This is a genomic window from Pseudomonas putida (assembly GCF_002025705.1).
In the GTDB taxonomy this organism is placed as follows: Bacteria; Pseudomonadota; Gammaproteobacteria; order Pseudomonadales; family Pseudomonadaceae; genus Aquipseudomonas; species Aquipseudomonas putida_J.
The window spans coordinates 5,064,660-5,080,217 of record NZ_CP018846.1; the positions used below are offsets into that span (position 1 = coordinate 5,064,660).

The following is a 15,558-nucleotide window of genomic DNA, read 5'->3' on the forward strand; positions in this document are numbered from 1 at the left end:
TTCAAAATTTTCAGCAAGTTAACCAACAAGCCCGGAAAGCCCCGATTTTACTGGGCCTGTGCCGGCCCCTTCGCGGGCAAGCCCGCTCCCACAGGTACTGCACAGGCCTTGAAACGGTAGGTAATCCTGTGGGGGCAGGCTTGCCCGCGAAGGGGCCGGCACAGGAAATCACACAAAAAAAAGCCCCGCAGATGCGGGGCTCATTTGCAGCCTTGATCAGGCAAAGACGATTTCGTCGCCTTCGACCTTGGCGGTAATCGCCGCCCCTGGTACGAACTTGCCAGCCAGAATCAGCTGCGCCAGCGGGTTTTCGATCCAGCGCTGGATCGCCCGCTTCAGCGGACGCGCGCCATAAACCGGGTCGTAACCCACGGCGATCAGCTTGTCCAACGCCTCTGGGCTCAGGCTCAGCGACAGTTCGCGCTCGAGCAGGCGGCTGCGCAGGCGGCCAAGCTGGATCTCGGTGATACCGGCGATCTGCTCGCGGCCCAGTGGCTCGAACACCACCACTTCGTCGATACGGTTGATGAACTCCGGACGGAAGTGCGAGCCCACCGCGTCCATCACCGCCGCACGCTGTGCCTCGCGATCCCCCACCAGCTCCTGGATCTGCGCCGAGCCCAGGTTGGAGGTCATCACGATCACCGTGTTGCGGAAGTCCACGGTGCGGCCATGGCTGTCAGTCAGGCGGCCGTCTTCCAGCACCTGCAGCAGCACGTTGAACACATCCGGGTGGGCCTTCTCCACTTCGTCCAGCAGCACCACCGAGTACGGCTTGCGGCGCACGGCCTCGGTCAGGTAACCGCCCTCTTCATAACCGACATAGCCTGGCGGGGCACCAATCAGGCGAGCCACGGAGTGTTTCTCCATGAACTCGGACATGTCGATACGCACCATGGCCTCTTCGGTATCGAACAGGAACTCGGCCAGTGCCTTGCACAGCTCGGTCTTGCCCACACCGGTCGGGCCGAGGAACAGGAACGAACCACTCGGCCGGTTCGGGTCGGACAGCCCGGCACGCGAACGGCGCACGGCGTTGGCAACCGCGGTCACCGCTTCGCCCTGGCCGATTACGCGCTGGTGCAGCAGCTCTTCCATCTTCAGCAGCTTCTCACGCTCGCCTTCGAGCATCTTCGCCACCGGGATACCCGTCCACTTGGACACCACTTCGGCAATCTCTTCCTCGGTCACCTTGTTGCGCAGCAACTGGTTCTCGGTCTTGCCATGCTGGTCGACCATCTGCAGGCTGCGCTCCAGGTCCGGGATAACCCCGTACTGCAGTTCGGCCATGCGGCTCAGGTCGCCTTTGCGACGAGCGGTCTCCAGTTCCTGGCGAGCCTGCTCGATCTTTTGCTGGATCTGCGCCGAGCCTTGCACTTCGGCTTTCTCCGACGCCCAGATTTCCTCCAGGTCGGAATACTCGCGCTCCAGCCGCTCGATTTCTTCGGTGAGCTTCTCGAGGCGCTTCTTGGCCGCCTCGTCTTCTTCCTTCTTCAGCGCCTGGGACTCCACCTTCAACTGGATCAGGCGACGGTCAAGGCGGTCGAGCACTTCCGGCTTGGAGTCGATCTCCATGCGGATGCGGCTGGCCGCTTCGTCGATCAGGTCGATGGCCTTGTCTGGCAGCTGGCGGTCGGTGATGTAGCGGTGGCTGAGCTTGGCTGCGGCAATGATCGCACCGTCGGTGATGGCCACCTTGTGGTGCACTTCATAGCGTTCTTTCAGGCCACGCAGGATGGCGATGGTGTCTTCCTCGCTCGGCTCTTCCACCAGCACTTTCTGGAAGCGCCGCTCCAGCGCCGCGTCCTTCTCGATGAACTGGCGGTATTCGTTGAGCGTGGTAGCGCCAACGCAGTGCAACTCGCCGCGGGCCAGGGCCGGCTTGAGCATGTTGCCGGCGTCCATGGCGCCCTCGCCTTTGCCGGCGCCGACCATGGTGTGCAGTTCGTCGATGAACAGGATGATCTGGCCTTCCTGCTTGGACAGCTCGTTGAGCAGGCCTTTGAGGCGCTCTTCGAACTCGCCACGGTACTTGGCACCGGCGATCAGCGCGCCCATGTCCAGCGCCAGCAGGCGCTTGCCTTTCAGGCCATCGGGCACTTCACCGTTGATGATGCGCTGGGCCAGGCCCTCGGCGATGGCGGTTTTACCCACGCCAGGCTCACCGATCAGCACCGGGTTGTTCTTGGTACGACGCTGCAGCACCTGCACGGTGCGGCGGATTTCGTCGTCACGGCCGATCACCGGGTCAAGCTTGCCTTCTTCGGCGCGCTTGGTCAGGTCGACGGTGTACTTGTCCAGGGCCTGGCGCGACTCTTCGGCATTGGCGTCATTCACCGCCGCGCCGCCGCGCAGGTTGTTGATGGCGTTCTCCAGGGCCTTTTTGCTCACACCCTGGCTGAGCAGCAACTTGCCGAGCTTGCTGTTCTCGTCCATGGCAGCGAGCAGCACCAGTTCGCTGGAAATGAACTGGTCGCCCTTCTGCTGGGCCAGGCGGTCAGCCTGGTTGAGCAGGCGTGCCAGGTCCTGCGACATGTTCACGTCGCCGGTGGGGTTCTGGATTTTCGGCAACTGGTCGAGTTCTTTCACCAATGCCTGGCGCAGGCTGTTGATGTCGAAGCCAACCTGCATCAACAGCGGCTTGATCGAACCGCCCTGCTGTTCGAGCAGTGCCTGCAACAGGTGCACAGGCTCGATGGCGGGGTGGTCCATGCCAACGGCCAGGGATTGGGCATCGGATATTGCAAGCTGAAGCTTGCTGGTCAAACGGTCTATTCGCATGGTGTACCTTCCTTTAAAGGGCAGGTCGGAGCGATGGACAGCGCCTGTTTATGAAGAAACCTGCCTGAGATGACCTTATAGATAAGGCTGATTCTGGAAGATTCAAGCGTAGCGGGGTTGACCGGGGTCAGCTTTCTGGATCAGCGCTGGGGCATTCGCGGATGAATCCGCTCCTACAGGTTTCGCGTTCCCGTGTAGGAGCGGATTTATCCGCGAGAGGCCAGTACAGGCTAGCGCGGGGCCAGCCAGACCAGCGAGGCGAAGCGCCCACCTTGAGGGGTGCGGCGATAGGAGAAGAAGCGGGCATCACTGACCGTGCAGTAGCCACCGCCATAAACAGCCGTCACCCCACGCGCGGCCAGCCGAATGCGCGCCAGCTCATAGATGTCGGCCATCAGCTTGCCCGGCCGCTCGCCGTCGACAAACGCCCTGGCCGCTTCAGGATGCACGGCGGTAAAGGCATCGCGCACTTCCAGCCCGACTTCGAACGCCTTGGGGCCAATGGCCGGCCCGAGCCACACCAGCACCTCTTCTGGCGCCAGCGCCAGGCGATCGAGGGTAGCCTCGAGCACGCCGCCTGCCAGCCCGCGCCAGCCAGCATGGGCTGCGGCCACTCGCGTACCGGCGCGATCGCAGAACAGCGCCGGCAGGCAATCGGCAGTCATCACGGTGCAGGCAATGCCCGGCTGGTTGCTCCAGCTGGCATCGGCCTCGGCCACCACGGCTGGGTCGGCATCGGCCACCACCAAGCCATGCACCTGCTTGAGCCAGGCTGGCTGGATGGTGAATGCGTCGCTCAGGCGACGGCGGTTCTCGACGACTGCGGCCGGGTCATCGCCCACGTGGTCGCCGAGATTGAAGGTTTCATAGGGTGGCAGGCTGACCCCGCCCTCACGGGTAGTGACGCAGGCGCGAACCGAGGCCGGAGCTGGCCAGTCGGGGATCAGCAGCGACTGCGTCAGGCCGTTCATCCGATAAAGCTCTCGCGGTCCTGGTTGAGCAGCGACAGCAGCCAGACGAAGTCATCCGGCAACGGCGATTCCCACTTCATGATTTCACCGGTGATCGGGTGAGCCAAGGCGAGGAAACGCGCATGCAGCGCCTGGCGCGGGAAGGTCTTCACCGCCTCGACCATGGTTGGGCTGGCAGCCGGCGGAATGCGGAAGCGCCCGCCGTAGGTCTGGTCGCCGACCAGCGGGAAACCGACATGGGCCATGTGCACACGAATCTGGTGGGTACGGCCGGTTTCCAGCTTCACGCGCACGTGGGTGTGCGAGCGGAAGCGCTTGAGCACACGGTAGTGGCTGACTGCCGGCTTGCCGCCGTCGGTGACCGCCATGCGCTGGCGCATACCACCGTGACGGCCGATCGGCGCATCGATCTTGCCACCGGCGGTGACCACGCCGATGACGATGCATTCGTAGATGCGGCTGACTTTACGGGCCTGCATCTGCTCGACCAGCTTGGTCTGCGCCTGCAAGGTCTTGGCCACCACCATCAGGCCGGTGGTGTCCTTGTCCAGGCGGTGCACGATGCCGGCGCGCGGCACGTTGACGATGTCTGGCACGTGGTGCAGCAGCGCATTGAGCAGCGTACCGCTGGCATGCCCGGCAGCCGGGTGCACAACCAGCCCGGCAGGCTTGTTGATCACCATGATGTGGTCGTCTTCGTAGACGATATCCAGTTCGATATCTTCTGCGATCCACTCACCCTGGGCCTCTTGCTCGGCCTCCAGGATTAGTTGCGAGCCACCATGGACCGGGTCCCGAGGGCGCACGACCGCGCCATCGACCGTCAGGCGGCCCTCTTTGATCCACGAAGTAAGCCGTGAACGCGAATACTCGGCGAACAATTGGGCGGCGACCTGGTCGAGGCGTTGACCGCCCAGTTCGGACGGGACCTCTGCGCTAAGTTGAATGATCTCGGACATGCTCGATTCGGCGGGCGCACAGCCTTTGGTTTCGGCTGCGAGCTTGTGGTTAAATACGGCTTCTTTTGTCCCGGGGTTGGCCGGGGCGCTCATCATAACAGGACGGCACCGCCCAAGACAGCGGCCGTCAAAGGGACGCAAGCCGCCATGCAAGTGAAACACCTGCTGCTGATCGCCATCCTCGGGCTCACCGCGGCCTGTTCCTCCAATAAGGAAGTCATTGACGAGAACCTCAGTGAGGCCGAGCTGTATCAACAGGCTCAGGCTGACCTGGACAACTCCAGCTACACCAGCGCCGTGAACAAGCTCAAGGCCCTGGAGTCGCGTTACCCGTTCGGCCGCTACGCCGACCAGGCGCAGCTCGAGCTGATCTACGCCAACTACAAGAACTCCGAGCCTGAGGCTGCCAAATCGGCTGCCGAGCGCTTCATTCGCCTGCACCCGCAGCACCCGAACGTCGACTACGCCTACTACCTCAAGGGCCTGACTTCGTTCGACCAGGACCGTGGCCTGCTGGCGCGTTTCCTGCCGCTGGACATGACCAAGCGTGACCCGGGCGCCGCGCGCGACTCGTACAACGAGTTCGCCCAGCTGACCAGCCGCTTCCCCAACAGCCGCTACGCGCCAGACGCCAAGCAGCGCATGATCTACCTGCGCAACCTGCTGGCTTCCTACGAAATCCACGTGGCTGATTACTACCTGAGCCGCCAGGCTTACGTGGCCGCTGCCAACCGTGGCCGCTACGTGGTCGAGAACTTCCAGGAGACCCCATCGGTCGGCGACGGCCTGGCCGTGATGGTCGAGTCGTACCAGAAGATGCACCTGGACGAACTGGCTGCCACCAGCCTGGAAACCCTCAAGCTCAACTACCCGGACCACCCAAGCCTGGTCGATGGCCAGTTCCAGCCCAAGCAGACCGAGTCTGACGGCCGCGGCTGGCTGTCCAAGGCCACCCTGGGCCTGATCGAGACCGAGACCCCGCTGCCGCCGGGCGAAACCCGCGCCAACCAGGACGTGGTCAAGCAGTTCCAGGACGCGCGCGACGAGATGCCGCAAGAGCTGCTGCCTAAGGACGAGAACGGCGACCCGATCGTGCCGGCAGGCCCGAAAGAAGCTGAGAAAGACCGCTCTTGGTTCAGCTACATGACCTTTGGTCTGTTCGACTGACCCAAGCGCAATGAGAAAGGGAGGCCTGAGGCCTCCCTTTTTTTATGGCTGCGTCCTAGACTGTCGGCTTCTACAACCAACAAGCTGGACACCATGGTTCGCCTACTTTTCTGGATCGCCCTGATCGCCGCCGCGTTCTGGCTGTGGCGCAAGTTCAAAGTCAGCCAGCAATCGCACTCCGAGCCGAAGCTCGACGCGCCGCTGAAGATGGTGCGCTGCGCCCACTGTGGCGTACACCTGCCCGATGACCGGGCGCTGCAGCAAGGTAATGAGTGGTATTGCAGCCAGACGCACCTGCAGCAAGGGCCTGGCCAATCGCAGTGATCTGTTAGCTTGGTGAAATTGGGGCTGCTGTGCAGCCCTTTCCGACCGGTCCGGCGCCCCGGCAAGGCCGCTCCTACAAGAGACTGCGATCCCTGTAGGAGCGGCCTTGTGTCGCGAAAGGCCCGCAAAGCGGGCCCAGCAATCTCAGCCCAAACGCCCCTCTGGCTTATAAGGCGCAGGATCAATGATCGGCTCGGCCCCGGTCAGCAAGTCGGTGAACAGCTGACACGAAGCCGGCGCCAGCACCAGCCCGTTGCGGTAGTGCCCGCAGTTCAGCCACAAACCGTCATGCCCAGGCACTGGCCCGATGTACGGAATGCCTTCAGGCGAGCCTGGACGCAGTCCGGCCCAGTGCGCCACCACCGTGGCATCCTTGAGCTCAGGCAGCAGTTCGATGGCCGACGCCTTGAGGCTGGCCAGCGCCTCCTCGGTCGGAGTCTTGTCGTACCCGGCATGCTCCAGCGTACTGCCCACCAGAATGTGCCCATCACGACGCGGAATCGCATAGCGCCCCCTGGCCAGCACCATGCTCGGCAGGAAGTCTTCGGCACATTTGAACAGGATCATCTGGCCCTTTACCGGCTCTACCGGAAGTTCGAGCCCCAAAGTGCGCAGCAGGTCGCCACTCCAGGCACCGGCACTGAGCACCACTTCATCGGCCTTGAGCACACCGTCAGCCGTTTGTACGCCAGTCACGCGGCCGTTCTCATGAACGAAGCCGCTGACCTGGCAGTGCTCGCGCAAGGTCACATTGGGCAGCGCCTGCAACGCCGCCTTGAGCGACTTCACCAGCCGCGGATTGCGCACGTTGGCCACACCGGCCATGAAGATCGCGTGCTTGAAGCCTGGGCCAAGCACCGGCACCGCATCGTAGGCGGCCGAGATGTCCACGGCGCGGAGGGGCCGCTGTTCACGCTCGGCCCAAGCCAAGGCCTCGGCTTCGTCGTCAAGATCGAGCCAATAGAGGCCAGTGGTGTGCACCTCGGGGTCGATGCCAGTGGTTGCGGCCAGGCGCTCGCCCAATTGTGGATAAAAGTCCTGCGACCAGTGCGCCAAAGCGGTCACCGCCGGGCTATAGCGCCAGGGGTACAACGGCGAAACGATACCGCCACCGGCCCAGGAAGACTCGCGCCCAACTTCACCCTGGTCACACACCACCACCTGGCCGACCTTCGCCGCCAGGTTGAACGCGGTCAGCAGGCCGATCACCCCGCCGCCGACCACCACTACTTGCTTGCTCATCTGTCGATCCAACACCTGAAGTAAAACCGCGATGCACGGGCATCATTCAACCTTCAGCTTCCCCAGCAGCGCTCGCTGCTTTCAGTGGCGCCCGGATTGCCCTGCACACCGGCCTGGTCGAGCTGGAAGTCACCACAGCGATCATCGGCCATCAGGCCATCGGGCAGCCGGTGGGCGGTCAGCGTGAAGGTATCGCTGTCGCGCTGGGCCTGCAGGCGGTAATGACGGTTGGCGGCGGGCAACTGCGGGTCGCCTTCGGCGTAATGGCCGGTGCGCACGCGATGGCGTTCCAGGCGCAAGGCGGCGTCATGCAGCAGGCCAACCACTTCGCTGCGTGCGGCTCGCCTGAGCTGGTCGCTGTAACTGGGGTAGGCAATGGCTGCCAGAATGCCGGTCACGGCCACGACAATCAACAACTCGATCAGGGTGATACCTTGCTGCATGTCAGTCTTGCCTCAGTCTTTGTCGCCAGAGAATGCGCTGGGGGGCTTGTGGTTGAGCGGTCGGGATGGCGTAGACGGCTTCGAGGACTTGCCGGGCTGCCAGTTGCTGGCTGACGGCTGTTATTCGGTACAAGGTGACCCACTCACCCTCGGGCATGTGTGCGGCTCGGTCGGTTTCACCCAGGTTCTGTAGCTGAAAGTAACCGCGTTCGTGGTTTTGCCATTGGCCTTGCAGGTCGTGCGGGCGTGGCGGTGGTTTGCAGTCGTTGCACTTCCCTGGCGGCGCGCGCATTAACGCCTCAACGCCAGCTAGCAGCACGGCGTCCGCGTCCTCAAAAGCCTGCAGGCCATCCGTCATGGCGCCGGTCATTCGGGTTTCGATCAGCGCGTCGCGTAAAGCCGAGGCTGCCAGCAAGGCCAGCAGCAGGCTTAGCACCAGAGACAGCAGCAGAACCATCCCGCGTTGACGGCTCACGAATCGGACTCCAGATTACGTAGGGCCACGCTTAGTTCATGGCGCTGCTCAAGTTGTAGCGTCGGTTCGAATAACGTCAGCTTCAGGTCAACCCTTCCCCCTTTGGGCGTATCAACGCGGGTTACCTGTAACTTGCGTACATGCTCGATCAGCGACTGGGACCTTCCTTTCCAGATGAACTGCAGGGTGGAACCACGTAGCTCATAACTATGACGGCTGATTCGCAAGGCCATGAGCGTGCCCGGTTTCGACGGTAAATCATTTTTCACGAGGGCTTCGGTATGGCAATCAGTCAGCAGTGCCCAGTCAGGCTCGCCTGCATGCTCTGATGGCTCGGCGACCACCAACTCCAGGCTGGACGGGCCAATCACCAGTGGCTGGGCAAATGCCTGCCGAGCAATCAGGTCTTCGAAGTCGTCGGGGTTCAGTCGCAGGCAACCGAACATGCCTGCCATGCGGATATCCTGAGCCATACGCAGCAACGCCAGGCGTGCATCATCCTGAAGGCGCAGCGCTGCGCCTTGAAGCCGCCATGCCTGATGGGCAGTGGCAAAGAGCTGACTAGCAGCCGCCAGCACCATCAGCCCGATCGCCAGCGCCAGCATCACCTCCAGCAGGCCGAAGCCGACTTGCATGCGCTTCATGGTCGGCCCCGCTCGTTTTCGCTGTGCACCGCAAATGCCGCCTGCCCATCGCGGCGCGCACTGTCAGTCGCTTGCAATGCCTTCAGTTGCATGGCTGCCGAGGCAAATATGCCAACAGCCACCACAACGACCGACAACAGCACCTCCAGAAGCGTCATGCCCCGCTGTTTCTTGTGCATCCCTGCACCTCCTGCGCCTTTTCCTGCAATTGCCTGGAACTTGGTCGACTGGACCTCATGCCCCATGACCGTGAAGCTATAGCCAAGCACTTCCAGGGAGGAATGCACGGTGAGGCAACGTGGTGTAACACTGATTCAAATGATGTTCGCCCTGGCCATGGCCGCTTTGCTGACGCAACTTGGCATGCCGGCCTACGCGAGGCTGAGCGATGATCTGCATAGAGCGGCCGCAGCCCGGGACCTGGCCCATGCACTGCGCAGCGCGCGCAGCCACGCCATGCTGCAAAGCCAGGCCGTGATTGTGCGACCATTGCAGAAAGATTGGAGCAAGGGCTGGGTTGTACTGCTCGAACATAATCAGCAAGTGCTGCGCGAATACAGGCTGACGCGTTCAACGAGAATCGTCGAAAACACCAAGGGACAGGTGAAATTCAGCGCCCTGGGAATGCCAGTGGGGCGACTAGGCGCGACATTGAAAGTTTGTGAGGGTTCTTCAGCGAGCTGCAAATACGAAGTAGTGATATCAAGTGCAGGCAAGGTCGACCTGCGCACAAATGAAAAAACAAACTCATCGTACGCAGGCCCCTGACTCAGATCAGCGAGCGAACCCGCAGCTCTTTGGGCATGGAGAACGTGATGTTCTCCGGACGCCCATCCAGCTCTTCGGCGCCGGTAGCCCCCCAGGCCTTGAGCTGTTCGATCACGCCTTGCACCAACACTTCGGGGGCCGAAGCACCGGCAGTGATGCCTACCCGTTGCGCCTTTTCAAACCAGACACGCCGCATGTCCTCGGCACCATCAATCAGGTAGGCCGGGGTACCCATGCGCTCGGCCAGCTCACGCAGGCGGTTGGAGTTGGAACTATTAGGGCTGCCAACCACCAGCAATACATCACTCTCGCCAGCCAGCTGCTTGACCGCATCCTGGCGGTTTTGCGTGGCGTAGCAGATGTCGTCCTTGCGCGGGCCGCCAATGTTCGGGAAGCGCGCACGCAAGGCGTCGATGACGCGACTGGTGTCGTCCATCGACAACGTGGTCTGGGTAACGAAGGCCAGGTGGTCCGGGTCGTTCACCTGCAGTTGGGCAACATCGTCTTCGTCTTCGACGAGGTAGATGGCGCCGCCGTTGCTGGGGTCATATTGCCCCATGGTGCCTTCGACTTCCGGGTGCCCTTCGTGGCCGATGAGAATGCACTCACGGCCATCGCGGCTGTACTTGGCCACTTCGATATGCACCTTGGTGACCAGCGGGCAGGTCGCGTCGAACACTTTCAGGCCACGGCCGGCGGCTTCCTGGCGCACAGCCTGGGAAACGCCGTGGGCGCTGAAGATGACGATGACATCGTCAGGCACCTGGTCCAGCTCTTCGACGAAGATGGCGCCACGGTTACGCAGGTCTTCCACCACGAACTTGTTGTGCACCACTTCGTGGCGCACGTAGATCGGCGGGCCGAAGACTTCCAGCGCACGGTTGACGATCTCGATCGCCCGGTCGACCCCTGCGCAGAAACCGCGAGGGTTGGCGAGTTTGATTTGCATGCTCGGCTCCAGGCTTACAGGGCCTTCACCTCGAGGATTTCCACCTCGAAGGTCAGGGTCTTGCCAGCCAGTGGGTGATTGAAGTCGATGGTCACCTGGTCGTCGTCGAAGGCTTTGACCACACCCGGCAGCTCGGTGTTGGCAGCGTCGTTGAAGATGATCAACAGCCCTTCGGACAGCTCCATGCCTTCGAAGTTGGAGCGTGGCATGACCTGCACGTTCTGTGGGTTGGGCTGACCGAAGGCGTTCTCCGGGGCCACTACCACAGTGCGCTTGTCACCGGCCTTGAAGCCGAACAGGGCGCTCTCGAAGCCTGGCAGCAGGTTGCCGTCGCCGACCTTGAAGGTGGCTGGGGCTTTGTCGAAGGTGCTGTCGACGGTGTCGCCGTTTTCCAGGTGCAGCGCGAAGTGCAGGGTGACTTCGGTGTTCTGGCCGATACGGGTGTCAGTCATGGACCGGATCCTCAGACTTCTTGCTCTTGAACATATCCAGCGCCAGCATCACCGCACCAACGGTGATGGCGCTGTCGGCCAGGTTGAAGGCCGGGAAGCGGTAGGTGTTGTGCCAGTGCACCAGGATGAAGTCGACCACGTGGCCAAGCACGATGCGGTCGTACAGGTTGCCGATGGCACCACCCAGCACCAGCGCCAGCGCCACGGCCAGCCAGGTCTCGTTGCGCCCCAGGCGCTTGAGCCAGACGACCAGCACCGAACTGACCACCACGGCAATCAAGGCGAACAGCCAACGCTGCCAGCCAGAGCTATCGGCCAGGAAGCTGAAAGCCGCGCCGGTGTTGTAGGCCAAGGTCCAGCTGAAGTAGTCAGGGATGACGACGACCTGCTGATACATGGTCAGGGCATTGTTGAAGTACAGCTTGGTGGCCTGGTCAAGGACCAGGACCAGCAAGCTCAGCCAAAGCCATGCAAGGCGCCCGAAGCGCCCCGCCGTAGGGTTAGGCATAGTGACGCACCTCGCCTTCGCCGGTCAGGTTGTCGACGCAACGGCCGCAGATTTCCGGGTGCTCCGGGTGGCTGCCGACGTCGGCGCGGAAGTGCCAGCAACGGCCGCACTTGGCGTGACCAGACTTGACCACCTGCAGTTTGAGGCCTTCGACTTCGGTGGCCACGGCTTCGGCCGGCGCCTGGGCAAACGGCACCACGCTGGCGGCCGAGGTGATCAGCACGAAGCGCAGTTCATCGCCCAGCTTGCTCAGGTCGGCGCTCAGGCCTTCCTCGGCGAACAGGGTGACTTCAGCCTGCAGGTTGCCGCCGATGACCTTGGCGGTACGCTGGTTTTCCAGCTCCTTGTTGACCGCGGCTTTGACGGCCATTACGCGGTCCCAGTAGGCGCGGTCCAGCTCGGTGCCTTCCGGCAGCTCGCTGAGGCCCTGGTACCAGCCGTTGAGCATCACCGACTCGTTGCGCTCGCCCGGCAGGTACTGCCAGATTTCATCGGCGGTGAACGCCAGGATCGGCGCGATCCAGCGCACCAGCGCCTCGCTGATGTGGTACAGCGCGGTCTGGCAGGAACGACGGGCAACACTATTGGCGCCGGTGGTGTACTGGCGGTCCTTGATGATGTCGAGGTAGAAGCCGCCCAGCTCCTGCACGCAGAAGTTGTGGATCTTCGAGTAGACGTTCCAGAAGCGGTACTCGCCGTAGTGCTCTTCCAGTTCACGCTGAAGCAGCAAGGTACGGTCCACCGCCCAGCGGTCCAGGGCCAGCATGTCTTCCGGGGCCAGCAGGTCGCGGGCCGGGTCGAAGCCGGACAGGTTGGAGAGCAGGAAGCGCGCGGTGTTGCGGATACGGCGGTAGGCATCGGCGCTGCGCTGCAGGATCTGCTCGGAAACGGCCATCTCGCCCGAGTAGTCGGTCGCGGAAACCCACAGGCGCAGGATGTCGGCCCCCAGGGTGTTGTTGACCTTCTCCGGCTCGATGGTGTTGCCCAGCGACTTGGACATCTTGCGGCCGCTTTCGTCCACGGTGAAGCCGTGGGTCAGCAGCTCGCGGTACGGCGCGTGGCCGTCGATGGCGCAACCGGTCAGCAAGGACGAGTGGAACCAGCCGCGGTGCTGGTCGGAACCTTCCAGGTACAGGTCGGCGCGCGGGCCAGTGGCGTGGCCGATGTCGTGCGAGCCACGCAGCACGTGCCAGTGAGTGGTACCGGAGTCGAACCAGACGTCCAGGGTATCGGCGATCTTGTCGTACTGGCCGGCTTCGTCACCCAGCAGTTCGGCGGCGTCCAGCTTGAACCAGGCTTCGATGCCCTCTTGCTCGACGCGCTTGGCCACGGCCTCCATCAGTTCGACGGTGCGTGGGTGCAGCTCGCCGGTCTGCTTGTGCAGGAAGAACGGGATCGGTACGCCCCAGTTGCGTTGACGCGAGATGCACCAGTCCGGGCGGTTGGCGATCATCGAATGCAGGCGCGCCTGGCCCCAGGCCGGGACGAACTTGGTCTCTTCGATGGCTTTGAGTGCACGCTCGCGCAGCGGCTCGCCGGTGCTCGGCTGCTTGTCCATGCCGACGAACCATTGCGCGGTGGCGCGGTAGATCAGCGGGGTCTTGTGACGCCAGCAGTGCATGTAGCTGTGGCTGATGGTTTCGGTGTGCATCAGCGCGCCGACTTCGCTCAGCTTGTCGACGATGGCCGGGTTGGCCTTCCAGATGAACTGGCCGCCGAAGAATGGCAGCGACTCGACGTACACGCCGTTGCTCTGCACCGGGGTGAGGATGTCGTCGTTGACCATGCCGTAGCGCTTGCAGGTGACGAAGTCGTCTTCACCGTAGGCAGGTGCCGAGTGCACCACGCCGGTGCCGGCGCCCAGTTCGACGTAGTCGGCCAGGTAGACTGGCGACAGGCGGTCGTAGAACGGGTGGCGGAAGTTGACCAGCTCCAGGGCCGAGCCCGGGGCGGTGGCGATCACCGAACCTTCCAGGTTGTAGCGCTTGAGGCACGATTCGACCAGTTCTTCAGCCAGCACCAGCAGGCGCTCGCCGGTGTCGACCAGGGCGTATTTGAACTCCGGGTGGATGTTCAGCGCCTGGTTGGCCGGGATGGTCCACGGGGTGGTGGTCCAGATCACGATGGCAGCTGGCTTGGCCAGCGAGGCCAGGCCAAAGGCGGCGGCCAGCTTGGCCTCGTCGGCGACCGGGAAGGCCACGTCGATGGTCTGGGACTTCTTGTCGGCGTATTCGACTTCGGCTTCAGCCAGGGCCGAACCGCAGTCGAAGCACCAGTTCACCGGCTTGAGGCCCTTGAACACGAAGCCTTGCTTGACCATCTCGGCCAGGGCGCGGATTTCACCGGCCTCGTTGGCGAAGTTCATGGTCTTGTACGGGTTGTCCCAGTCACCCAGCACGCCCAGGCGGATGAACTCGGACTTCTGCCCTTCGATCTGCTCGGCGGCGTACTCGCGGCACAGCTCGCGGGTGCGGTCGGCGGTCAGGTGCTTACCGTGGGTGACTTCGACCTTGTGCTCGATCGGCAGGCCGTGGCAGTCCCAGCCCGGTACGTACGGCGCATCGAAGCCCGACAGGGTCTTGGAGCGGACGATCATGTCCTTGAGGATCTTGTTCAGCGCATGACCGATGTGAATCTTGCCGTTGGCATAGGGCGGGCCGTCGTGCAGGACGAACTTCGGACGATCCTTGCCAATTTCGCGCAGCTTCTGGTACAGGCCAATGCTGTCCCAGCGCTGCAGGATCTGCGGTTCGCGCTGAGGCAGGCCGGCCTTCATGGGGAAGGCGGTGTCCGGAAGGTTTAGCGTGGCTTTGTAGTCGGTCATTTCAGGCTCTTCGTTAGCGGTTGAGCGTGCCAATGTGCACGTGCGGCGGCGATATCCGCATCGATCGCCGACTTCAGCGCCTCCAGGGAGGCGAATCGCTGCTCTTCACGCAGCTTGTGGTGGAATTCCACCGTCAGGCGCCGGCCATACAGATCGCCGGCATAATCCAGTAGATGAATCTCGAGGTGCGGGCGGCCGTCACCGGCCACCGTCGGGCGCACACCAATGTTGCCGACACCCGGCCAGGCCTTGCCGTCGATCTCGATGCTGGCCAGGTAGACCCCGGACAGCGGCACACGGCGGCGCTTGAGCTGGATGTTGGCGGTCGGGGTGCCGAGCTGGCGGGCCAGCTTCTGGCCGTGCAGCACACGGCCAGTAATACGGTATGGGCGGCCCAACAGATGCTCGGCCAGCTCGAAGTTGCCTTCGGACAGAGCCTTGCGTACTTCGGTGCTGCTGACCCGCAGGCCGTCCTGGATCACGGTGTTGGCGGCTTCGACGGTAAACCCGTACTGCTTGCCGGCAGCGACCAGGAAGGTGAAGTCGCCGGCGCGGTCGCAGCCGAAGCGGAAGTCGTCGCCCACTTCGAGGTGACGCACGCCCAGGCCGTCAACCAGGATCGCCTTGACGAACGCATCGGCGCTGAGCTCGCTCAGGCGCTGGTTGAACGCCAGGCACAGGACCCGGTCGATGCCTTCGGCGGCCAGCAGCTCGACCTTGTCGCGCAGGCGTGCCAGGCGGGCGGGTGCAGTGTCCGGGGCGAAATACTCGCGCGGCTGCGGTTCGAAGATCACCACGCAAGTCGGCAGGCCCAGCTCTTGGCCGCGCTCGCGCAGGCGCGCCAGGATAGCCTGGTGGCCGCGGTGAACCCCGTCGAAGTTGCCAATGGTGGCGACACAGCCCCGGTGCTCGGGGCGCAGGTTGTGAAGACCTCGAACCAGCTGCATAACGCGCTTCTTGCTCATAAAGTGGCCGATTATAACCACACCCGGGCGCTGGTGACAGGCAGCAGCGCCAAGGGGTGGCGTGGAATGCGAAAAACCGACGCCTG

Annotated in this window: 16 protein-coding genes; 3 read left to right on the forward strand and 13 right to left on the reverse strand. The window is 63.0% G+C overall.

Annotated elements, in window-relative coordinates; all coding sequences use genetic code 11:
- Positions 1-216: 216 nt before the first annotated feature.
- From clpB to rluD, 3 genes are all read right to left on the reverse strand, one after another.
- Positions 217-2,781: an ATP-dependent chaperone ClpB gene (gene clpB / locus BUQ73_RS23020; protein WP_079229809.1), complete on the reverse strand. Its 2,565-nt coding sequence runs from the start codon at positions 2,779-2,781 to the stop codon at positions 217-219.
- A gap of 230 nt (positions 2,782-3,011) precedes the next feature.
- A complete protein-coding gene (gene pgeF / locus BUQ73_RS23025) occupies positions 3,012-3,752 on the reverse strand; it encodes a peptidoglycan editing factor PgeF (RefSeq protein ID WP_079229810.1) in 741 nt (246 codons plus the stop codon).
- The gene (gene rluD / locus BUQ73_RS23030) at positions 3,749-4,711 is read right to left on the reverse strand and encodes a 23S rRNA pseudouridine(1911/1915/1917) synthase RluD (protein ID WP_027918228.1); all 963 of its coding nucleotides are present in this window, start codon (positions 4,709-4,711) and stop codon (positions 3,749-3,751) included. Before rluD ends, pgeF begins: the two co-directional genes overlap by 4 nt.
- A gap of 147 nt (positions 4,712-4,858) precedes the next feature.
- On the opposite strand from rluD, the gene BUQ73_RS23035 reads away from it, so the two are divergent.
- Both BUQ73_RS23035 and BUQ73_RS23040 read left to right on the forward strand, forming a co-directional pair.
- Positions 4,859-5,878 carry an outer membrane protein assembly factor BamD gene (locus BUQ73_RS23035; RefSeq protein ID WP_079229811.1) on the forward strand — a complete coding sequence of 340 codons (1,020 nt, stop codon included), beginning with the start codon at positions 4,859-4,861 and terminating at the stop codon, positions 5,876-5,878.
- 93 nt (positions 5,879-5,971) lie between these two features.
- Positions 5,972-6,202, forward strand: coding sequence for a PP0621 family protein (locus tag BUQ73_RS23040; protein ID WP_079229812.1), 231 nt, complete (start codon positions 5,972-5,974; stop codon positions 6,200-6,202).
- A 144-nt stretch (positions 6,203-6,346) separates the two neighbouring features.
- Here BUQ73_RS23040 and thiO read toward each other — a convergent pair whose 3' ends face one another.
- Genes thiO through BUQ73_RS23065 form a run of 5 tightly spaced genes read right to left on the reverse strand, consistent with a single transcriptional unit; the run spans position 6,347 to position 9,185 of the window.
- Positions 6,347-7,444, reverse strand: coding sequence for a glycine oxidase ThiO (gene thiO / locus BUQ73_RS23045; RefSeq protein ID WP_079229813.1), 1,098 nt, complete (start codon positions 7,442-7,444; stop codon positions 6,347-6,349).
- Between the two features lie 53 nt (positions 7,445-7,497).
- Positions 7,498-7,887: a type IV pilin protein gene (locus BUQ73_RS23050; protein ID WP_079229814.1), complete on the reverse strand. Its 390-nt coding sequence runs from the start codon at positions 7,885-7,887 to the stop codon at positions 7,498-7,500.
- Between the two features lies 1 nt (position 7,888).
- Positions 7,889-8,362, reverse strand: a complete 474-nt coding sequence (locus BUQ73_RS23055; protein ID WP_079229815.1) for a hypothetical protein — start codon at positions 8,360-8,362, stop codon at positions 7,889-7,891.
- Positions 8,359-9,006, reverse strand: coding sequence for a PilW family protein (locus tag BUQ73_RS23060; RefSeq protein WP_079229816.1), 648 nt, complete (start codon positions 9,004-9,006; stop codon positions 8,359-8,361). The genes BUQ73_RS23055 and BUQ73_RS23060 overlap by 4 nt, the downstream gene beginning before the upstream one ends.
- Entirely contained in the window at positions 9,003-9,185 is a 183-nt protein-coding gene (locus BUQ73_RS23065) for a prepilin-type N-terminal cleavage/methylation domain-containing protein (protein WP_079229817.1), read from the reverse strand. Before BUQ73_RS23065 ends, BUQ73_RS23060 begins: the two co-directional genes overlap by 4 nt.
- A gap of 109 nt (positions 9,186-9,294) precedes the next feature.
- On the opposite strand from BUQ73_RS23065, the gene BUQ73_RS23070 reads away from it, so the two are divergent.
- Positions 9,295-9,774, forward strand: coding sequence for a GspH/FimT family pseudopilin (locus tag BUQ73_RS23070; protein ID WP_079229818.1), 480 nt, complete (start codon positions 9,295-9,297; stop codon positions 9,772-9,774).
- Position 9,775: 1 nt separating this feature from the next.
- On the opposite strand, the gene ispH is transcribed toward BUQ73_RS23070, so the two are convergent.
- From ispH to ribF, 5 genes are read right to left on the reverse strand one after another with little or no spacing between them, the layout of a single operon-like run.
- Positions 9,776-10,723 carry a 4-hydroxy-3-methylbut-2-enyl diphosphate reductase gene (gene ispH, locus BUQ73_RS23075; protein WP_079229819.1) on the reverse strand — a complete coding sequence of 316 codons (948 nt, stop codon included), beginning with the start codon at positions 10,721-10,723 and terminating at the stop codon, positions 9,776-9,778.
- A 14-nt stretch (positions 10,724-10,737) separates the two neighbouring features.
- Positions 10,738-11,175: an FKBP-type peptidyl-prolyl cis-trans isomerase gene (fkpB, locus tag BUQ73_RS23080; protein ID WP_012270371.1), complete on the reverse strand. Its 438-nt coding sequence runs from the start codon at positions 11,173-11,175 to the stop codon at positions 10,738-10,740.
- On the reverse strand, positions 11,168-11,683 hold the full coding sequence (gene lspA / locus BUQ73_RS23085; protein WP_027918217.1) for a signal peptidase II: 516 nt from the start codon (positions 11,681-11,683) through the stop codon (positions 11,168-11,170). The genes fkpB and lspA overlap by 8 nt, the downstream gene beginning before the upstream one ends.
- On the reverse strand, positions 11,676-14,507 hold the full coding sequence (gene ileS, locus BUQ73_RS23090) for an isoleucine--tRNA ligase (protein ID WP_079229820.1): 2,832 nt from the start codon (positions 14,505-14,507) through the stop codon (positions 11,676-11,678). The genes lspA and ileS overlap by 8 nt, the downstream gene beginning before the upstream one ends.
- Positions 14,504-15,454: a bifunctional riboflavin kinase/FAD synthetase gene (gene ribF, locus BUQ73_RS23095; RefSeq protein ID WP_079229821.1), complete on the reverse strand. Its 951-nt coding sequence runs from the start codon at positions 15,452-15,454 to the stop codon at positions 14,504-14,506. The genes ileS and ribF overlap by 4 nt, the downstream gene beginning before the upstream one ends.
- Positions 15,455-15,558: the final 104 nt, after the last annotated feature.

Excerpts from the sequence above, each read along its gene's own strand:
- thiO (WP_079229813.1), bottom strand. The coding sequence starts at position 7,444 with ATGAGCAAGCAAGTAGTGGTGGTCGGCGGCGGGGTGATCGGCCTGCTG.
- rluD (WP_027918228.1), bottom strand. The coding sequence starts at position 4,711 with ATGTCCGAGATCATTCAACTTAGCGCAGAGGTCCCGTCCGAACTGGGC.
- BUQ73_RS23050 (WP_079229814.1), bottom strand. The coding sequence starts at position 7,887 with ATGCAGCAAGGTATCACCCTGATCGAGTTGTTGATTGTCGTGGCCGTG.
- BUQ73_RS23065 (WP_079229817.1), bottom strand. The coding sequence starts at position 9,185 with ATGCACAAGAAACAGCGGGGCATGACGCTTCTGGAGGTGCTGTTGTCG.
- BUQ73_RS23040 (WP_079229812.1), top strand. The coding sequence starts at position 5,972 with ATGGTTCGCCTACTTTTCTGGATCGCCCTGATCGCCGCCGCGTTCTGG.
- lspA (WP_027918217.1), bottom strand. The coding sequence starts at position 11,683 with ATGCCTAACCCTACGGCGGGGCGCTTCGGGCGCCTTGCATGGCTTTGG.
- ispH (WP_079229819.1), bottom strand. The coding sequence starts at position 10,723 with ATGCAAATCAAACTCGCCAACCCTCGCGGTTTCTGCGCAGGGGTCGAC.
- fkpB (WP_012270371.1), bottom strand. The coding sequence starts at position 11,175 with ATGACTGACACCCGTATCGGCCAGAACACCGAAGTCACCCTGCACTTC.
- ribF (WP_079229821.1), bottom strand. The coding sequence starts at position 15,454 with ATGCAGCTGGTTCGAGGTCTTCACAACCTGCGCCCCGAGCACCGGGGC.
- ileS (WP_079229820.1), bottom strand. The coding sequence starts at position 14,507 with ATGACCGACTACAAAGCCACGCTAAACCTTCCGGACACCGCCTTCCCC.
- clpB (WP_079229809.1), bottom strand. The coding sequence starts at position 2,781 with ATGCGAATAGACCGTTTGACCAGCAAGCTTCAGCTTGCAATATCCGAT.
- pgeF (WP_079229810.1), bottom strand. The coding sequence starts at position 3,752 with ATGAACGGCCTGACGCAGTCGCTGCTGATCCCCGACTGGCCAGCTCCG.
- BUQ73_RS23035 (WP_079229811.1), top strand. The coding sequence starts at position 4,859 with ATGCAAGTGAAACACCTGCTGCTGATCGCCATCCTCGGGCTCACCGCG.
- BUQ73_RS23060 (WP_079229816.1), bottom strand. The coding sequence starts at position 9,006 with ATGAAGCGCATGCAAGTCGGCTTCGGCCTGCTGGAGGTGATGCTGGCG.